This is a genomic window from Chryseobacterium sp. II3a, assembly GCF_057815135.1.
In genome coordinates this window covers 139,278-155,577 of record NZ_JBYPZJ010000004.1, presented here as the reverse complement: position 1 = coordinate 155,577, position 16,300 = coordinate 139,278, and the positions used below count along the sequence as shown (strand labels likewise).

The following is a 16,300-nucleotide window of genomic DNA, read 5'->3' as shown; positions in this document are numbered from 1 at the left end:
TGTTTCGTTCCTAATTGTTAAATAAATCATAAAAAAAATTTTGTGATTAAAAGAATTCTTTTATATTTGTTCTTAACAAGATTAAAAAATATCTAACAATGAGTGAATACAAGGAACGCCATGAAAATGAAATTTTCACGAAGGTGTTAAAAGCAGGGAGAAGAACTTATTTCTTTGATGTGCGCGAGACGAAAGCAGGAGATTATTATCTTACAATCACTGAGAGTAAGAAAAATTTCGGAGAGAATGGGGAAGCTACATTCGAGAAGCATAAAATTTACCTTTACAAGGAAGATTTTAAGAGTTTTCAGGAGATGTTTAATGAGTCCACAGATTTCATCATTAATGAAAAGGGTGAGGATGTAATTTCAGAAAAACATGACAAAGATTTCAAAAGCAGATCTTATACAATAGATTCTGACGACGAAGTTTAAAAAAAGAATATCTAAAAACACAAGCATCTGGAAAAGATGCTTTTTTTATGCACTGAAACTGGCTTATGGCTTATGGCTTATGGCTTATGGCTTATGGCAAAAATAAAAGGTACACTTAAAAGCATACCTTCTTGTTTTTGTTTACACATACTCTCGCTTTATCTGTGACAATATGGTTGGATCTTGTATTTCATTGTCTTTAGCCAGCAACAGGACCTTAGATAATACTTCTGCTGATTTCGGATCATCATCTGCGAAAGGTAAGAATAATCTTCCTCGATGCTGAGAATGAACAGGAAGTATAGATAAGTACAGTCCTGGAGTCTGATGTACAACAGCACTCCCTAAATGCACACTGTATTCTGCCATCTGTCCTTTTATTAATACATGAACCCCTTCAATTCTGACATTATCAAGTTTAAATAAACGGGCTGTCTCCTTCATCAGCACGGCTCTCATTTCAATAGATGAATGACTGGCTTCAGGGTCTACCCCGCCTACATGGGCTACTGAAACCACCAGATCTACATCCCGCATTACTTCCGAAAATAATCTTGGATTAATTTCTTCAAAAGGAATATTTTTATAATCCTTTAACGAATGGAATTCTATCGTTTCCAGAGTGGGACTTTCTATATCTGCCGGAGAAAACCAGTCTGCCATGGCATACAGCTTCACCTGGAAACCTTCTTTATGATACACTTTCTGCAATCCCTCCTCATAATCTACCTTCCAGCCTCTTGTTTTTAGCAATGCCAATGTTTGCTTAGGCTGAATCTGATGTCCTGCATATCTGCGGGAAATAGATTTTTCCTTCAATTCATCAGGAGTCGGAACATACAATTCTCTGAAAATCTGCTTGAACGGCTGAATAAGCTTTTCTTTAAAGCAATAATGCTGATAATCACTCCATACAGAATGTTCATGAAGATCTATACAATGTGCAATACGTAAAGTATTTTCTTCATTTAATTCCTGGATCTCGCCATGAGCATTGACAAGACTTCCATCATGGTAGAAACCTATTTTATCATCGTTGGAAATAAATACTAACTTCTCTAAATGTTTGACAATAATTGGATGTTCAAAAAGTGTTTTAATTTCTTTTAAGAAAAACTCATCGCCTCTTATCATAGCTTCTTCTAACCCTTTTCTGGAGCGGATCCATTGCTCACGCATAATCTTGCGGTTGTTGGTTAGTTCCACAATGGATTTATCTTTCTTAATTTTCGGCGGAATAGATTTCAGCTGTTTATCATCTCTGAATACAACCAGTTCCGCTTTTCCATTATCTTCTATGATTAAACCTACAGTCACACCATCAATGGTTACTTGCGTTTCTTTCGATAGCAGCAATTGAATCTGCTTGGTTTCCATAGCCCATGTCAATCTTATAGGATCAGGATATCCTGCATTTCTAGCCAGATTTTCAAGAGCCACACGAATTGCTAAAGCTTCACTCGATTGCTTCATAGAACCAAACTCTTTACTCTCTTTTTTGAATTGCTGAATGTATTCGTATCTGCTCAATACATCCTTTTCCGGATTCGTTTTGCTCAAAGGAACAAGCCCATAGACACGAAGATAATCCTGATCACGCTTGTCTTTTACTTTAGCTGTCACTTCTTTAATTTTTAAGCTTCCGGATAAGGTATCAGAATACAACCTTGCTCTTCGGTGTCCGTTTCCGTCTGAAATGTATTTTGCAGACTCATATAACATTTCCCATCGGGCTTTACCTAATTCTTTATAGGCTTTTGTAAACCAATCTTTATCCACTGCTCCATCTTTAAATTCTTGAATATCTACTGATGAATATTTGGCAACCTCACTTTCCAGTTTAGCATTCTGTTCTTCATATGCTCCGGTTTTGGTATGGGCATGCATCCACCAAATCGCGGAATCCAAGCCCTTCCAGCCTAAATAGCTACTAACAAGTGGCTGCCATTGCGGAGCATACACTGCAGCCTGAATCAAACGAAGCTCAGAAATTTTTTCTTTCTTCATGATTTCATTAAATCCCTTCTGTGTATCACTTTCTAATGGATAACATTCCGAAATTAATTTAGAGAATAGCTTTTGCTTGGTCATACTTTGATTACCATAGCTGTAAATATAATTGGCATATAACCCTGATTTACCAAGTCCTTTCAGAATCTGTGCAAAACGCTGGGTTCCATATATTGTCTGAAAATCCTGTACAAAATGAGATACAGCAGTATTAGCATCTCCCCTTATAAGTTCTATGTCTAGGAATTTATCCTGAATTTCCACAATCATAGGTTTCAGGAAAGGAAACTGTTCAAGATATTTTTCTTTATTGTAATGATTAGTTTTCACTGTTGTAAGTTCTCTTATTGCTGAATCAGCAGTCAGAATCCCTTCATACAGTTCTTCTTTTGGGATGAGTTTTAATTCATATGCTTTACAGAAGAAATAAAAATCAGGAACAGATTTTTTAATATTTTCTTTCAAACCATTATACTGCATCCATCGGTATAAATTCCATTGCTTGGCATGTTGTTCATCGGTAAGATTCGTCTTTGGAACAGCCCATAAGAAAGGCATGAAAAAATCCAGTTTCTGCCAGCCATTTCCCTGGTCCTGGTAGTAATAATCATTACTATCTTTTCCTTTATAGCTGATAACACTTTCAGGAAGGTTAGCAAAAATTGTACTGGTAGCATCTAATGCAAAATCTATACGTTCTTCAAATACGAATTTATCCTTTAGCGACTGCAGAATCATGATGATTGGATTTTCCCATGCATATCTTCCTTTCAGAGGATTTATTAAAAGATCTTTGTAGTAGAAGACATAATTCTCCATAAAATCTCTGAAAATTTTTCTGTCACAGCTCTCAGCCAATGTCAATAAAAATAGATCTCTAGGCTGTAATCCTGAATCCAGATACCATTGTTCCCAAACCTCATGCAAAGGATAATTTTCAGCCATTTGCTTCAGAGTGAAACCTTCTGTATTCCTTTTAATTTGACGGAAAGTATTTCCCATCAGCAAAGTTGTTACAGAGCCATCCCATTCATCAGATTCATATTCATGATCTTTATGTTGAAGAAATAAGTCATTAAGCTTCTTTATTTCCGCTTTTATCTCTTCCATAGGTTTTGTAAACCCATATTTATCTTTTTTAACAGCCTGTGCATATACCGAGTCAGGTTCTACCTTTGGCAAAGCAAACTTTGAAACTATATTAGGGTCATAAAAACCAAAGCCATTATCTTCAGAAAGAATCGTCTGATCTCCGGCTGGATTAATCTGATCCAATAAACTTTGTTCTCTTTCTGTTATTTTTGATCTTTCAGCATATTGTTGAATCCAATTGCTCATCTGAGTGGTTACTCTTTTCCCCTTTTGAAGCTGAAGCATGATATCTAATGATGCAGTACGCTGCTCTAAATCACCTTTACTCATCAATTCATCAACCAATGGAGTGATAACACTATCTTCCTGCGCTATAATCAATTCTATAAGCTTTTTACGAAGTACACCACCTTTTCTTTTAAAAAGATCAAAGAAATTCATAATTTCTTCTTTGCTCAAAGGATTTTGCATAAGCACATTGATTCCCGAAGCTGTCAATGCTTCTCCTCTGTCTTTTAAAATTTTAAAAGCAAATTCCTTTTGGAAAGCTGTTACTTCTTTTTTCTTCTTTCCTAATCCATAAGAAAGAGAATAGCAGTAAAACTCGCCTAAAATATTTCGGGTTAATAGCTCTCGTAACGAAAGATCAAACTGATCGAAATAAGATAGTATAATATCAAGTTTATGGCTATCATCTCCAACCAGGTAGAACATAGAAGCATACAGATCACTTTTTTTGAATACAGCATTCAACCAGGAAAAGATCTTTCCTTCAAATTTTTTCTCTTTTACTTCAGTTTTTAAAGTCAGTTCATGCAGTTTTTCAAAAAAGTTCGGATAATCCGGGTTATTAATATAGAATTTAGAATCTGTATTTGAACTTAATAAGATGGACATTGAATACCCTGCAAAGGCCAGTACCTGAATATTACCCTCCTGAACTGCTTTATAATATAACGGCATCTGAATATATGGATCTGCTGTTTCTATCGCAAACTTAATGGCAAGACACTTCTTTTCAACATCCCCTTTATCAAACAACTGATGCAGATAAGGAACTGTTTTCTCAACATCCCAAACGCCCTGCACCCATAGAGCCATATATACTTCGTTATTATTCTTGCTTTTCATAGCCTCAGGAATTCCTTCAGGATTTTTGAAGTAATGGTCCGCTAATGACAGAATATTTTTCACTACAGATTCTTTCTCTGCCTCCCAACCAAGACCTGTCCATGTATCTATAGCCCTTACAACGGATGAAAAACGGGTAAGCTTTTGCTCAATAATCACATTGAGCATATATTCTAATGCTCCGATGCTTGTCTCATCCAAGGCCTCCAGAATCGTCTGACGCAACCCTTCCTGCCTTTGAGCAGCCAACAGAAGTTTTTCTACCAATTCCCAACATTTCTTCTGCTCACTATTAAGTAAAGCCTTAATAATATTCAGAGAAACTTTTCCTTCCGGGTGTTTATTAAAAATAATATCTTCAATTAATTGATAAATTGATGTATTTCCCGTATCTATAGCTGCTGACCAGATATAAAAACGGCTTGAATTATGTACAAATTCATTATCATAAATAATTTGTTCTTCTAAAGACAAGTCAAAATTCTGATCTCCATTATAAATACAAGGGAACATCATTAGTGCTCTGATGAAATTGACTTGATTGAGCAATATATAATCTTCACGATGAGGAGCCCGAAATGAACGTCTGGAATAACTGCTCTGATACATTTTGTAAGGCATCTTATTCCATGCATATTGTACCAGCTCAGCATTCTCTCCAAAGAAATAAATCAGTAAATCATAATAATTCGGATCTTCCCAAATATCAGTTTTGAGATATTCTTTGAGCTTTTCAGCCTCTTTTGAACCTAAGCTTACGCTCTCAAAATAATTAGGTTTACCTTTCAGCAATTTACCTAATTCTGCTACTTCTTTTGTAAGGATTGGTCTGCCAGGAAAGAGTGAAGAAGGAACTCCTTGTTCAGAATGTTCTAACAGGTCTTTCCTCTGTTTTTCATAAAAGTTTTTAACAAGTTTTTTCGATTCTAATTTTTTTGTGATTTCCATGTATGTTATTTATTGATATAATTTGATTACCAATAGCTACCCGTAAGAAAGATGAGCCTGATGAAGGTAAATGAATATTGTAAATTTAAATCTATAGTTTGGCCAAGACTTTCAAGCTGCTCATCATTATAAAATACCGCAAACATTCCATCTTCAAAAGACTGAATAGCATTTTCCTGAGCCTTATTTACATCAGCTTTTTTAAGATTATAAATACTTCCAAAACCTATTTTTCCGGTATCTGTAAGGATATTCAGATAATTGTTCATGGGAATTTTGGTATAATCTTCATCTTCGAATTCAAAAGACTGAGCATTAAACTCTTCTACCTGATGCCGAACGATAAGCTTTAATAAATTTTCTAAAGAGATATGGGAATCTTTGTAATTGATTCCTATTATTTGTTCCGAAAGAACAGGATGCTTCTTCCCCAACTGCTTTACAGTGACTCTTATTTCCATATTTGAACTTAGTGTGGATTAAAGATAATGAAATTTACCAGTGCTTTTGGATCAAATTGAGATTTTATGACGAATATCAACAAACGGGAAATGAATAGTGAATGGTGAATTTTGCTTCGCAAACCCATAATAAATATAAGCAATAATGAAATATTGAAATTTCTTACTCATTATTAATTGCTTATTAACATCAATTAACTCCAATAAAAATGACTACCACGAAACAAACAATACCATTTTTTAGGCGCGCGCTTGAAGAATATGAGTGAATAGCGAGAAAAAGCTTCTGGAAAAAATTAAAAAACAGATATTATTTCACTATCAAAACAGGTATAAAATAAAAAAGTACACTTTTAAAAAGTGTACTTTCTTTGGGTGAATGATGGGTCTCGAACCCACGACCTTCGGAACCACAATCCGACGCTCTAACCAACTGAGCTACAATCACCGTTTTCTGAGTGCAAATATAGGACAATTTTCTCAACTACCAAACAATTCCATCAAAATTTTTCAAAGAAATTAATCTTTCAGACGTAAAGCCCTCAGCATAAGCAACTCCCGATAACCGTCCCAAATCCTGTGCACGGTAAGTTAAACTCTCAAAGAAATCTTTTGTGGTAATTGGAGTCTCAGGTTCCGTAGAAGTTGGATCATAAAACTGAGTTTTATAAGCCATACATGAAGCAATCTTTTTATCCAGAAATTCCGAAATGTCAATAACGAACTCCGGTTTGATATCTTTCCATTGGATATAATGAAAAACATGCTTAGGCCTCCACACTTCCTGAGCTTCACCATCTATTACAGTCTCAATTTTCCTCAGCCCCGACAAAAAGCACGCATCCGACACTAATTTCGCTCCTTTTGCGTGATCTGGATGTCTATCATCAATTGCATTGGCTAAGACGATTTCTGGCCTGTATTTGCGAATCATTTTTACGATCCTCATTTGGTATTCTTCGGAATTCACCAAAAAGCCATCTTTCATTCCCAGATTCTCTCTTGCTGAAAGTCCGAGAATTTTGGCAGCATCTGCCGCTTCAGCTTTTCTTGTTTCATCTGTACCTCTAGTCCCGAGTTCTCCCCTGGTAAGATCTACGACAACACATTTTTTTCCTTCAAAAACCAATTTGGCAATTGTTCCTCCACATCCTAATTCTACATCATCAGGATGTGCACCAAAAGCAAGTATATCTGTTTTCATAATATCAAAGATAAGTTTAAAATAAAAACTTCCCAAACATTACGAGTGGGAAGTTCTTATTTCTATAATTTAAATTTTAAATTACTTATTGATCTCTGCATTTAATTTTACAGCATCCTGATAAGTAGGATCTAACTGTAAAGATTTAGCAACATAATCTTTTGCTTTTGCAACATCAGAATCTTTGCTCATATAAGCTACTGCAAAATAAGCGTAAGCAAGGGTCTGCTTATTAGCTTCCTGATCAGCAGGTTTTACAGTGCTGATGAATTTTTCATAAGCAATCTTCGCCGCGTCATTATTTCCTGCCTGCTGGTAAGAATATCCCTGGCTGTAATAAGCTGGAGCCCAATCAGGAAGAAGTGCTGACATTTTCTGCCATGTAAGAATTGCTCCACTCCAGTTTTTAGCATCCTGATAAGCAGTTGCTAATTTGAATAAAGCATCAGAATCCTGGCTATTAGCAGCTACTTGCTTCTTCAATGCTTCAATGGCCGGGTTTGTAGGCCCTTTGTCAACATCAGCCTGAGAAGCACCACCACCTCCAGCGATGTTTGCCAATTCTAAATCCCATTTCATTGTTTCGTCTTTTGCAGCTTTAGCAATAGCAATTTTTTGCTGAGATTCTGCAGTTAAAGCAGATTTTTTAGCAGCATCTTTCTCATCTTTTGCTAATCCGGCAGCGATAAGTCCTTGTAGACCTTCGTCAGCTGGCAATACTCTTGTTTTTTCAGCTTGAGAAACAAAAGTATCCATGTTTTGTTTAGCACCAGCATAGTTTTTATCTGCGTAATCCTGGTAAGCTCTTAATTTGAACTTAATAGGATCTTCAATTTTATCAAAGATCTTATCTAATACTGTTTTAGAGTTTGCATAATCTTCGTTAGTGAAGTATAATTTTGAAATCTCCAATTGAGTATATGGATCTTCGTCAGCATATTTTGTATAGTTGATAAGGTCTTGTGTAGCCTTTGCATTTTGCTGGTATCTGATATCGTATCCAGCTAATGCTTTGTATGCAGGAGCATAAGTAGGGTCTACAGCGATAGCCTTATCAACACTTTCTTTTGCTTTCTGCCAAATTTGTGCTGCCATCCATAAAGTAGCCATTCTTGTATAAACGGAAGCTTTATTTTTAGCTAAAGGTAATGCCTTATCATAAGCAGACATTGCTTCACCCGGAGATCTTTTTAATCTGTAGGCATCTCCTAATGTATAATAGTAATGTGCAGGAACTCCTTTCTTCTCAGCTTTTTCAATAGCCTTAGTAAGGTACTGAATGGCAAGGTCTGGAGAACTGTTCTTTTCAAATAAAGTTAATGCTTCTGCTGCTCTGAATAATACTTCAGCATCTTTTTCTTTAGAATCGGTTACTATTTTCTGAATTTCTGCAACAGCGCTTTTATCGCCTTTTCCTAATTTTACGGTAGCTAAACCGATTTTGTTAACAAAGCTTTTAGCATCAGCAGCTAAACCTTTATTAAAGTTTTCAGTAGCCTTTGCATAATCAGGCTCTCCTTGCTTTAGGAAAGTATTTCCTAAATAGAAGTAGTTCTCAGCGGTAGGCTCTTTAGCGATCATATCAGTGAAGTTTGTTTTTGCCTGAGCAAATTTATCACTGTCTATACTGTTAATACCATCCTGCAATGTCTGTGCAGTGGCAAAACCGGTAAAAAATACCACGGCTGCTCCAAAAGCAATCTTCTTTACATTCATATTCATTATATCTTTCATTTTATATTTTCTAATCAATTGAGTTATATTCTACACAATTTTCAGACCAAAACACTTTATTGATTGGAGTGAAATTGTGGAATTCTATTTTTTAACGCATTTGTACCTCTCTGTTGTAGAGGTTATAAGGCTGTAAACCTTCTTTCTGAACAATTTTTTGTCCCAAATGGGTACATGAGAATCTTATAAATCCATTGGCAATATTGAATCCACTTTCGTTATTAAGGAAATAAAGAACTCTTGTAAATGGATATTTCATGGTGCGAAGTCCTTCTGAATCGGCATTGTATGTTATTCCTTTATCTACTACCGGAAGCACTTTAACCATTTCTCTAAGTTTCTCTGAAGTTTTGTCGTAAGGGCGGCTGAAAGTATTAAGTCCTATAACGCCTATTTTATTCGGATATTTTCCTAACCCCTCTATAACCTTCTGATTTCCAGGAATAATGGAAAATTTAAGGTCTTTAGGCTGTTTTTTAATTTTCTCAGCCACAAAATTAAGATTACTGGAATTGGTTCCGTCAAAAATAAAATCTTTTTTTTCAGAAAGCAGGCCATTAGTGATCTCATCTATCGTAATGCTTTCTTTCGGAGAGTCTTTTGGCACTACAAAAACTACAGCATCTGCGGCAAATCTTGCAGGAAGGAATTTTAATTCTGTTCTTTCTTCGTAACTCTTTATTTCTTTTGCACTCAGATTTCTGGACATCACAATAATTTTTGCTTTGTCATTCAGCAAATCCACAAAACCTAAGTCTTCCTTTTTGGTTTCAACTTTAATATGTGTTTCAGGATAACTGATCATATAACCATCAGCTAATGCTTCTGTAACACTCTGAAAAGACTCATCAGTAAGAATTGTAAGATTGCCTTTATTATAAGAAGGACTTGTATCATCCTTTTTTTTGCAGCCTATCAGCATTACACTAAAAGCAAAAACAGCTGCAGCTTTAAAAAAGCTATTCTTCATCTCTGGATTTTTTGATTTGTGAAACGGCTCTATAGATTCTGAATACACCATAAAGCGCAAATACCCCACCTAAAGCATAGGCAACAATAGGGTCTAAGATAGTAAAAAAGAATCTGTAGACAATTACTACAATTCCTAAAACAATATAAAACAATCCCGCGATAAGGGATAACCACTTGAACATCATGTAACAAAAATACAAAAAAAATAAAAAGAGAAGCATAAGCCTCTCTTTTTATTTATATTCTGAATGAATAAGTTTAATTATTCAAAGTTCATCGTAAATGGTACGCTATAGTAAGATCTAACGCTCTCCCCGTTTCTTTTCGCAGGAGTCCATTTTTTAAGTTTCTTAACTACACGAATTGCTTCATTGTTGAAGTCGCTATTTGGAGATTTTTCTTCAATAGTAACTGCAGAAACAGTTCCGTCTCTTTCTACAACGAACTTAAGCTTAGCTTTAAGGGTACCTTCACCTCCTTCCATTAATGAAGTATCGAAGTTTTCTCCTAAGAATTTTCTCAATGCACCCATACCTCCAGGATATTCTGCAGATTGGTCTACATCTTTGTAGATTTCGTTAGGGTTATTCGCTTTCACTTCCACAGTTGCAGTTTTTGTACCTGTAGATGGTGGTGGCGGCGGTGGTGTATAAGCCGGAGCTTTTACCCCCTCCTGATTATTCAAACCAGTTGTAGTTTCCAACTGCTTAGAAATTGGCGGAGGTGGAGTTTCAATTTTTGGAGCTTTTACAGGCTCTGGAACCACGTTCTGGATTACCTCAATTTTTGGTTCCTCTTTTGGAGGTGGAGGTGGTGGAGGTGGTTCTTCTTCTTTAGGCTGCTCAATAATCGGGTCCTCTTCAACAATATTCAAAAGATCTGCCTTAACTTCTGTTTTAGGCGGAGCTGTAAGATTCTTAATTGTAAGATAGATGAACGGAGATAAAGCTACCAAAAGAAATATAGATGTTCCAACAATAAATGATTTTGTCAGAAGTCTAGGATACTGATGTCTAAGATCATAGGCACCATATTCCTTGTTTCTATTTTCAAATACAATCTCATCTAAAGTAAGATTTTGACCGTATACATTTTCATCTGCCATAGATAATATAACAATTTTATGGTTAAATTACTTTGTAGCAGCCGGTGCAGCAGCACCACCTACTTTTCTCTCATAAACAGCTTTTTCCCAAGGTTTGATATCAGTAACACCGTACTGCTCACTTTTGGTAATTGCCATTTCGTCAAGAATATCAACAAAGTTCTTATATACAGCATCGTCAGTTGGCTTAATGATCACAGTAAATTTACTTTGATCTGCAGCTCTAGATTTTGCCTGCTCAATTATTTTTCTAATTCCCTCTCTGTCAAAACTAGTTTCCATAAGAGTTTGGTCATTCAAGGAAGTTGCATCCTGCTGGTGCCAAAACACTTTATTGTCTTTTCCTAGTAATATAGAAATTGAATTTGAAAGTTTAATTTCTGTTGGAGGTGGTTTTTGTTTTTCATCTTTCGGTTTAGCCGGAAGACCCAAATCCATTACATTCGGTTTACTAAAAGTTGACGTAAACATAAAGAACATCAATAGTAAGAAATTAAGGTCAACCATTGGAGTCATATCGACTCTGGGGTTGTTTTTCTTGGATCGAACCTTGCCACCCTTGGCACTCTTATCCTGTACTTGTACTTCTGCCATTTCTTCTTAATTATTCATTAGGTTTACCTTCTTGTGATGTAATCAACCAAAATTTAAGAAAATCGATATCTCTTAAACCCTCAAATAGGCTTTTAACTTTAGGGTATTTAGTTGTAACGTCACCTTTAATGGCTAACTTGTAGTCAGGGTTTACGCTTAAACTTTCTTTTACCCAATCAATTAATTGCTTATTTGTACTATCCATAGGAATCCCTGTAGGACTCTTGTAACTTTTTTGCTCATCTTCAGGCATATCCAAATAACTTTTCAATTGGTTCATTGGAACTCCAATTGCCTGAACTTTCTGGAAAGCTGCTTTTTGATTATTATCAAAAGTAACGCCATACTTTTGACCCATCTTATCTAAAAGTGCAAGTCTTTCTGATGCATTTTCTACTGGCTGGAAATAAAATTTTCCGTCCGGTGTAGCATTGATAGTCATTAAACTAGCATCAGGAAGTAATTTTTCCGAAATTGAAGATGGCGGTTTGATCTGCTCCACATCAGGTTTCTTAAACTGCGTGGTCATAATAAAGAACGTAAGTAATAGGAACGTAACGTCGCACATCGCGGTCATGTCCGTAACTACTCCATGTCTTTTTGGTTTAATTCTCGCCATTATTTATATAATTATTTTTTAAACTTCTTTTATTGTGCAAAACACAGTTCCATCTTAGTGGAATTCAGCAAAAGACTGTTGGATGCTCATAGCGATCTCGTCGATCTTATAAGTTAATCCGTCAATTTTAGAAGTAAAGAAGTTATAAAGAATAATTGCTACTGCAGAAGTACCAATACCTAATGCCGTGTTGATCAAGGCTTCAGAGATACCGATTGATAGAGCTGCTGCATCCGGAGTACCTCCTCCAGCACCTAAAGCGAAGAATGCTCTAATCATCCCGATTACCGTTCCTAGTAGTGCTACTAACGTTGCAACAGTACCTAATGTAGAAAGGATCATCATGTTTTTCTCAAGCATTGGCATCTCAAGAGTTGTAGCTTCTTCGATAGCTTTGTTAAGCGCTACCATTTTCTGCTCTTTATTTAAAGTAGTATCATGAGCAAGAGCCTTGTAAGTAGTAAGACCTTCTTTTACAACGTTCCCTACAGAACCTTGTTGTCTGTCACACTCTTCTAAAGCTTCGTCAATTTTGTTTCCGTTTAGTAAGCTTCTTACTTTTACAACAAAGTTGTCTACGTTACCTGTACCTGAAGCTTTGTTTAATACAAAGTATCTTTCAAAAGAGAATACAATAACGGTAATCATGAATGTTACAAGTAATGGTACAATAACACCTCCCATGTAGATCATTCCTAAAAACCCTTCAGGATGCATCTCTTTACCTTCAACATCAGAAAACGCTACTGATGCACCTGCTAATCTTGGATCAGCTTTAAAATTACCTGGGTTACCTAAAACAAATAACCAAATACAAATTCCTATAACCAATAGAATAGGAATAATAACAGCTGGATTTAAACCTCCTGCCTTTCTAGCAACTACTTGCTCATCATTTTTTGAAACATTCATTTCCATATTTAACTAAATTATATTGTTTTAAAATTTTACAGGGTGTAAATTAAAGGCAAAATTAATTAAAATGCAAGAGTCTTAATTAAACATTTTGCTTTTTTTTGATAAAGTATTTTTAATACGATTTCGATATAATAAATATTCTTAAATATTTTATTTATTTTTTCCAAATTTAACATTTGAGTTAAAAAATCAAAAAAATAAAACACCCATTTTTTTTAATTTCCCAATGTTAATTTTTTTTTAAATTACGATATTCACAATACGGTGAGGGACTACAATGATTTTTTTAGGGGTTTTACCCTCCAAAATCTGTTGCATTTTCTCATTTGAAATCACCAAATCTTCTACCTCCTTCGCAGATAATTGAGCCGAAAGAGAAATTTTGAACTTCATTTTACCATTTACGCTTATCGGATACTCAATTTCATCTTCTACTAGATATTCCTCATTTAATACTGGGAATTGTTCAAATTCTATAGATGTATCGTGACCTAATAAACTCCACAATTCTTCACAAATATGAGGTGCATATGGAGAGATGATAACGGCTAGCGGTTCTAAAATATTGCGCTTGTTACATTTTATTTTCTGAAGCTCGTTTACAGCAATCATAAATGAAGATACTGATGTATTGAAAGAGAAGTTTTCAATGTCATAAACAACCTTCTTTATTAAGGTATGTAAAACTTTATACTCAGCTTTTGTAGGTTCTTCATCAGAAACTTCAAATACATCTCCATTGAAATAAAGGTTCCAGAATTTTTTAAGGAAACCATATACTCCACTAAGCCCTTGTGTATTCCAAGGTTTGGATTGCTCCAATGGTCCTAAGAACATTTCATATAGTCTTAATCCGTCTGCTCCGTATTCTTCACAGATGTCATCAGGATTCACCACATTGTATTTTGACTTGGACATTTTTTCTACTTCACGATCTGTGATGTATTTTCCATCTTCCAAAATAAATTCTGCTTCTGCATAGTCTGGTCTCCATGCTTTGAATGCTTCAGTATCTAATTCATCAGATGTTCCTTTTAATAAGGATACATCAACATGGATCTGCTGAGTCTGATATTCGTTTGCTAAATTTTTAGATACATATTGATTAGTACCATCAATTCTGTATACAAATGCACTCATCCCAAGAATCATTCCCTGATTGATTAATTTCTGGAACGGTTCATCATGATTGATGTATCCTCTGTCTTTTAAGAACATGTTCCAGAAACGGGAATATAATAAGTGACCAGTTGCGTGCTCGCTACCTCCTATATATAGATCTACTTGCCCCCAATAGTCTGAAAGATTCTTTGCAGAAAACTCACCATCATTTTGCGGATCCATATATCTAAGGAAATACCATGAGCTTCCAGCCCAACCCGGCATTGTAGATAACTCTAATGGAAATATAGTTTGGTCATCGATTAAGTCTGTATCAACCACTTTCTGGTTCACCTCATCCCATGCAAATGTTTTAGCATTTCCTAATGGTGGATCTCCATCTTCTGTTGGTAAATATTTTTCAACTTCAGGAAGTTCTAATGGCAAAGCAGAAACTGGTAACGTGTATGGCATTCCATCTTTATAATATATAGGAACCGGTTCTCCCCAATAACGTTGTCTTGAGAAAATTGCATCACGCTGTCTATAGTTGGTTGTTCCATGACCGATTCCTTTCGTTTCAATTTCAGAAATTATTTTTGATTTTGCATCATTATAATGTAATCCATTTAAGAAATCTGAGTTTACACAAACAGAGTCTTTAGAATCGAAAGAATTTTCCTGAACGTCTTCTTCCGTTTCTACAACTTTTTTAATTTCTAAATTAAATTTCTTTGCAAATCTGTGATCACGCTCGTCATGTGCAGGAACAGCCATTACAGCTCCTGTTCCATATCCCATCAATACATAATCTGAAATATAGATCGGCATTTTTGCTCCGCTGAACGGGTTGATTGCATAACTTCCTGTGAAAGCTCCACTCACGTTTTTCACGTCAGACATTCTATCTCTTTCAGTTTTCTTAGAAGTTTCTTCTATATATGTATCTACTTCTACTTTTTGAGCAGCTGTAGTAATAGTATCCACTAATGGATTTTCTGGTGCCAATACCATAAAGGTTGCCCCAAAAATAGTATCAGGTCTTGTGGTGAAAACCTCAACAATCTCATCATGCCCTTCTACCTGGAACTGAACCTGTGCTCCCTGAGATTTTCCAATCCAATATTCCTGGGAATCTTTCAATGGTTGTGGCCAGTCTAATGTAGCAAGACCTTGCAATAATCTTTCAGAATATGCAGAGATTCTCATGCTCCACTGCATCATCTTCTTTTGGAATACCGGGAATCCTCCTCTTTCAGATTTCCCATCTTTTATCTCATCGTTTGCCAAAACGGTTCCCAATGCTGGGCACCAGTTTACAGTCGTCTCTGCTCTGTATGCAAGACGATAGTTTAATAAGATATCTTCTTTATCAAGATCAGAAGCATTAGCCCATTCTTCAGCTGTGAAATTCAATTCATCATTTTGATTGGCATTTAATCCTTCTGTTCCTTTTTCCTCAAAATGTTTGATCAGGGTGTCAATAGATTCTGCCTTATCTGTATTTTTATTATACCAAGAGTGATACAGTTCAATAAAGATCCACTGCGTCCATTTATAATAAGATGCATCAGAAGTTCTTACTTCTCTGCTCCAGTCAAATGAAAATCCGATTTTTCTTAATTGTTCTTCGTATCTATTGATATTTTGTTCTGTAGTGATAGCAGGATGTTGCCCTGTCTGGATTGCATACTGTTCAGCAGGAAGCCCGAAGCTATCATAACCTACCGGGTGGAGAACGTTAAACCCTTGATGTCTTTTATATCTCGCATAAATATCTGACGCAATATATCCTAGCGGATGCCCTACGTGAAGTCCTGCTCCGGATGGGTACGGAAACATATCGAGTACATAAAATTTAGGTTTATCGGTATTGTTGGAAGTTTTATACGTTTGATTATCCTCCCAGTATTTCTGCCACTTTTTTTCTATCTGCTGATGATCGTAAAACACTTTATATAGATGTTTATATGTTAG

At 35.6% G+C, this 16,300-nt stretch carries 12 protein-coding genes and 1 tRNA gene; 1 reads left to right on the top strand and 12 read right to left on the bottom strand.

Going from position 1 to position 16,300, the window contains the following annotated elements; genetic code table 11:
• Positions 1 to 98 precede the first annotated feature (98 nt).
• Positions 99 to 434, top strand: a complete 336-nt coding sequence (locus AC3HD6_RS11970) for a DUF3276 family protein (RefSeq protein ID WP_002976288.1) — start codon at positions 99 to 101, stop codon at positions 432 to 434.
• Positions 435 to 575: 141 nt separating this feature from the next.
• On the opposite strand, the gene AC3HD6_RS11965 is transcribed toward AC3HD6_RS11970, so the two are convergent.
• The 12 genes from AC3HD6_RS11965 to leuS form a co-directional block, all read right to left on the bottom strand.
• Entirely contained in the window at positions 576 to 5,615 is a 5,040-nt protein-coding gene (locus AC3HD6_RS11965) for a DUF4132 domain-containing protein (RefSeq protein WP_488896541.1), read from the bottom strand.
• A 26-nt stretch (positions 5,616 to 5,641) separates the two neighbouring features.
• Positions 5,642 to 6,076 (bottom strand): hypothetical protein, encoded by a 435-nt coding sequence (locus AC3HD6_RS11960; RefSeq protein ID WP_488896540.1) that lies wholly within the window; start codon positions 6,074 to 6,076, stop codon positions 5,642 to 5,644.
• A 373-nt stretch (positions 6,077 to 6,449) separates the two neighbouring features.
• Positions 6,450 to 6,525 (bottom strand) — tRNA-His (locus AC3HD6_RS11955).
• Between the two features lie 35 nt (positions 6,526 to 6,560).
• The gene (bshB1, locus tag AC3HD6_RS11950) at positions 6,561 to 7,280 is read right to left on the bottom strand and encodes a bacillithiol biosynthesis deacetylase BshB1 (RefSeq protein WP_488896539.1); all 720 of its coding nucleotides are present in this window, start codon (positions 7,278 to 7,280) and stop codon (positions 6,561 to 6,563) included.
• Between the two features lie 81 nt (positions 7,281 to 7,361).
• Complete coding sequence (locus AC3HD6_RS11945; protein WP_488896538.1) at positions 7,362 to 9,014, bottom strand: tetratricopeptide repeat protein; 1,653 nt, start codon at positions 9,012 to 9,014, stop codon at positions 7,362 to 7,364.
• Between the two features lie 91 nt (positions 9,015 to 9,105).
• On the bottom strand, positions 9,106 to 9,984 hold the full coding sequence (locus tag AC3HD6_RS11940) for a PstS family phosphate ABC transporter substrate-binding protein (protein WP_488896537.1): 879 nt from the start codon (positions 9,982 to 9,984) through the stop codon (positions 9,106 to 9,108).
• Positions 9,974 to 10,171 carry a C4-dicarboxylate ABC transporter gene (locus AC3HD6_RS11935; RefSeq protein ID WP_185124664.1) on the bottom strand — a complete coding sequence of 66 codons (198 nt, stop codon included), beginning with the start codon at positions 10,169 to 10,171 and terminating at the stop codon, positions 9,974 to 9,976. Before AC3HD6_RS11935 ends, AC3HD6_RS11940 begins: the two co-directional genes overlap by 11 nt.
• Positions 10,172 to 10,248: 77 nt before the next feature.
• On the bottom strand, positions 10,249 to 11,091 hold the full coding sequence (locus tag AC3HD6_RS11930; protein WP_068944834.1) for an energy transducer TonB: 843 nt from the start codon (positions 11,089 to 11,091) through the stop codon (positions 10,249 to 10,251).
• A 27-nt stretch (positions 11,092 to 11,118) separates the two neighbouring features.
• Complete coding sequence (locus AC3HD6_RS11925; protein ID WP_068944835.1) at positions 11,119 to 11,685, bottom strand: ExbD/TolR family protein; 567 nt, start codon at positions 11,683 to 11,685, stop codon at positions 11,119 to 11,121.
• 10 nt (positions 11,686 to 11,695) lie between these two features.
• Positions 11,696 to 12,304 carry an ExbD/TolR family protein gene (locus AC3HD6_RS11920; protein WP_068944836.1) on the bottom strand — a complete coding sequence of 203 codons (609 nt, stop codon included), beginning with the start codon at positions 12,302 to 12,304 and terminating at the stop codon, positions 11,696 to 11,698.
• A gap of 54 nt (positions 12,305 to 12,358) precedes the next feature.
• Positions 12,359 to 13,222 carry a MotA/TolQ/ExbB proton channel family protein gene (locus AC3HD6_RS11915; RefSeq protein WP_488896536.1) on the bottom strand — a complete coding sequence of 288 codons (864 nt, stop codon included), beginning with the start codon at positions 13,220 to 13,222 and terminating at the stop codon, positions 12,359 to 12,361.
• A gap of 240 nt (positions 13,223 to 13,462) precedes the next feature.
• Positions 13,463 to 16,276: a leucine--tRNA ligase gene (gene leuS / locus AC3HD6_RS11910; protein ID WP_488896535.1), complete on the bottom strand. Its 2,814-nt coding sequence runs from the start codon at positions 16,274 to 16,276 to the stop codon at positions 13,463 to 13,465.
• Between the last annotated feature and the right edge of the window lie 24 nt (positions 16,277 to 16,300).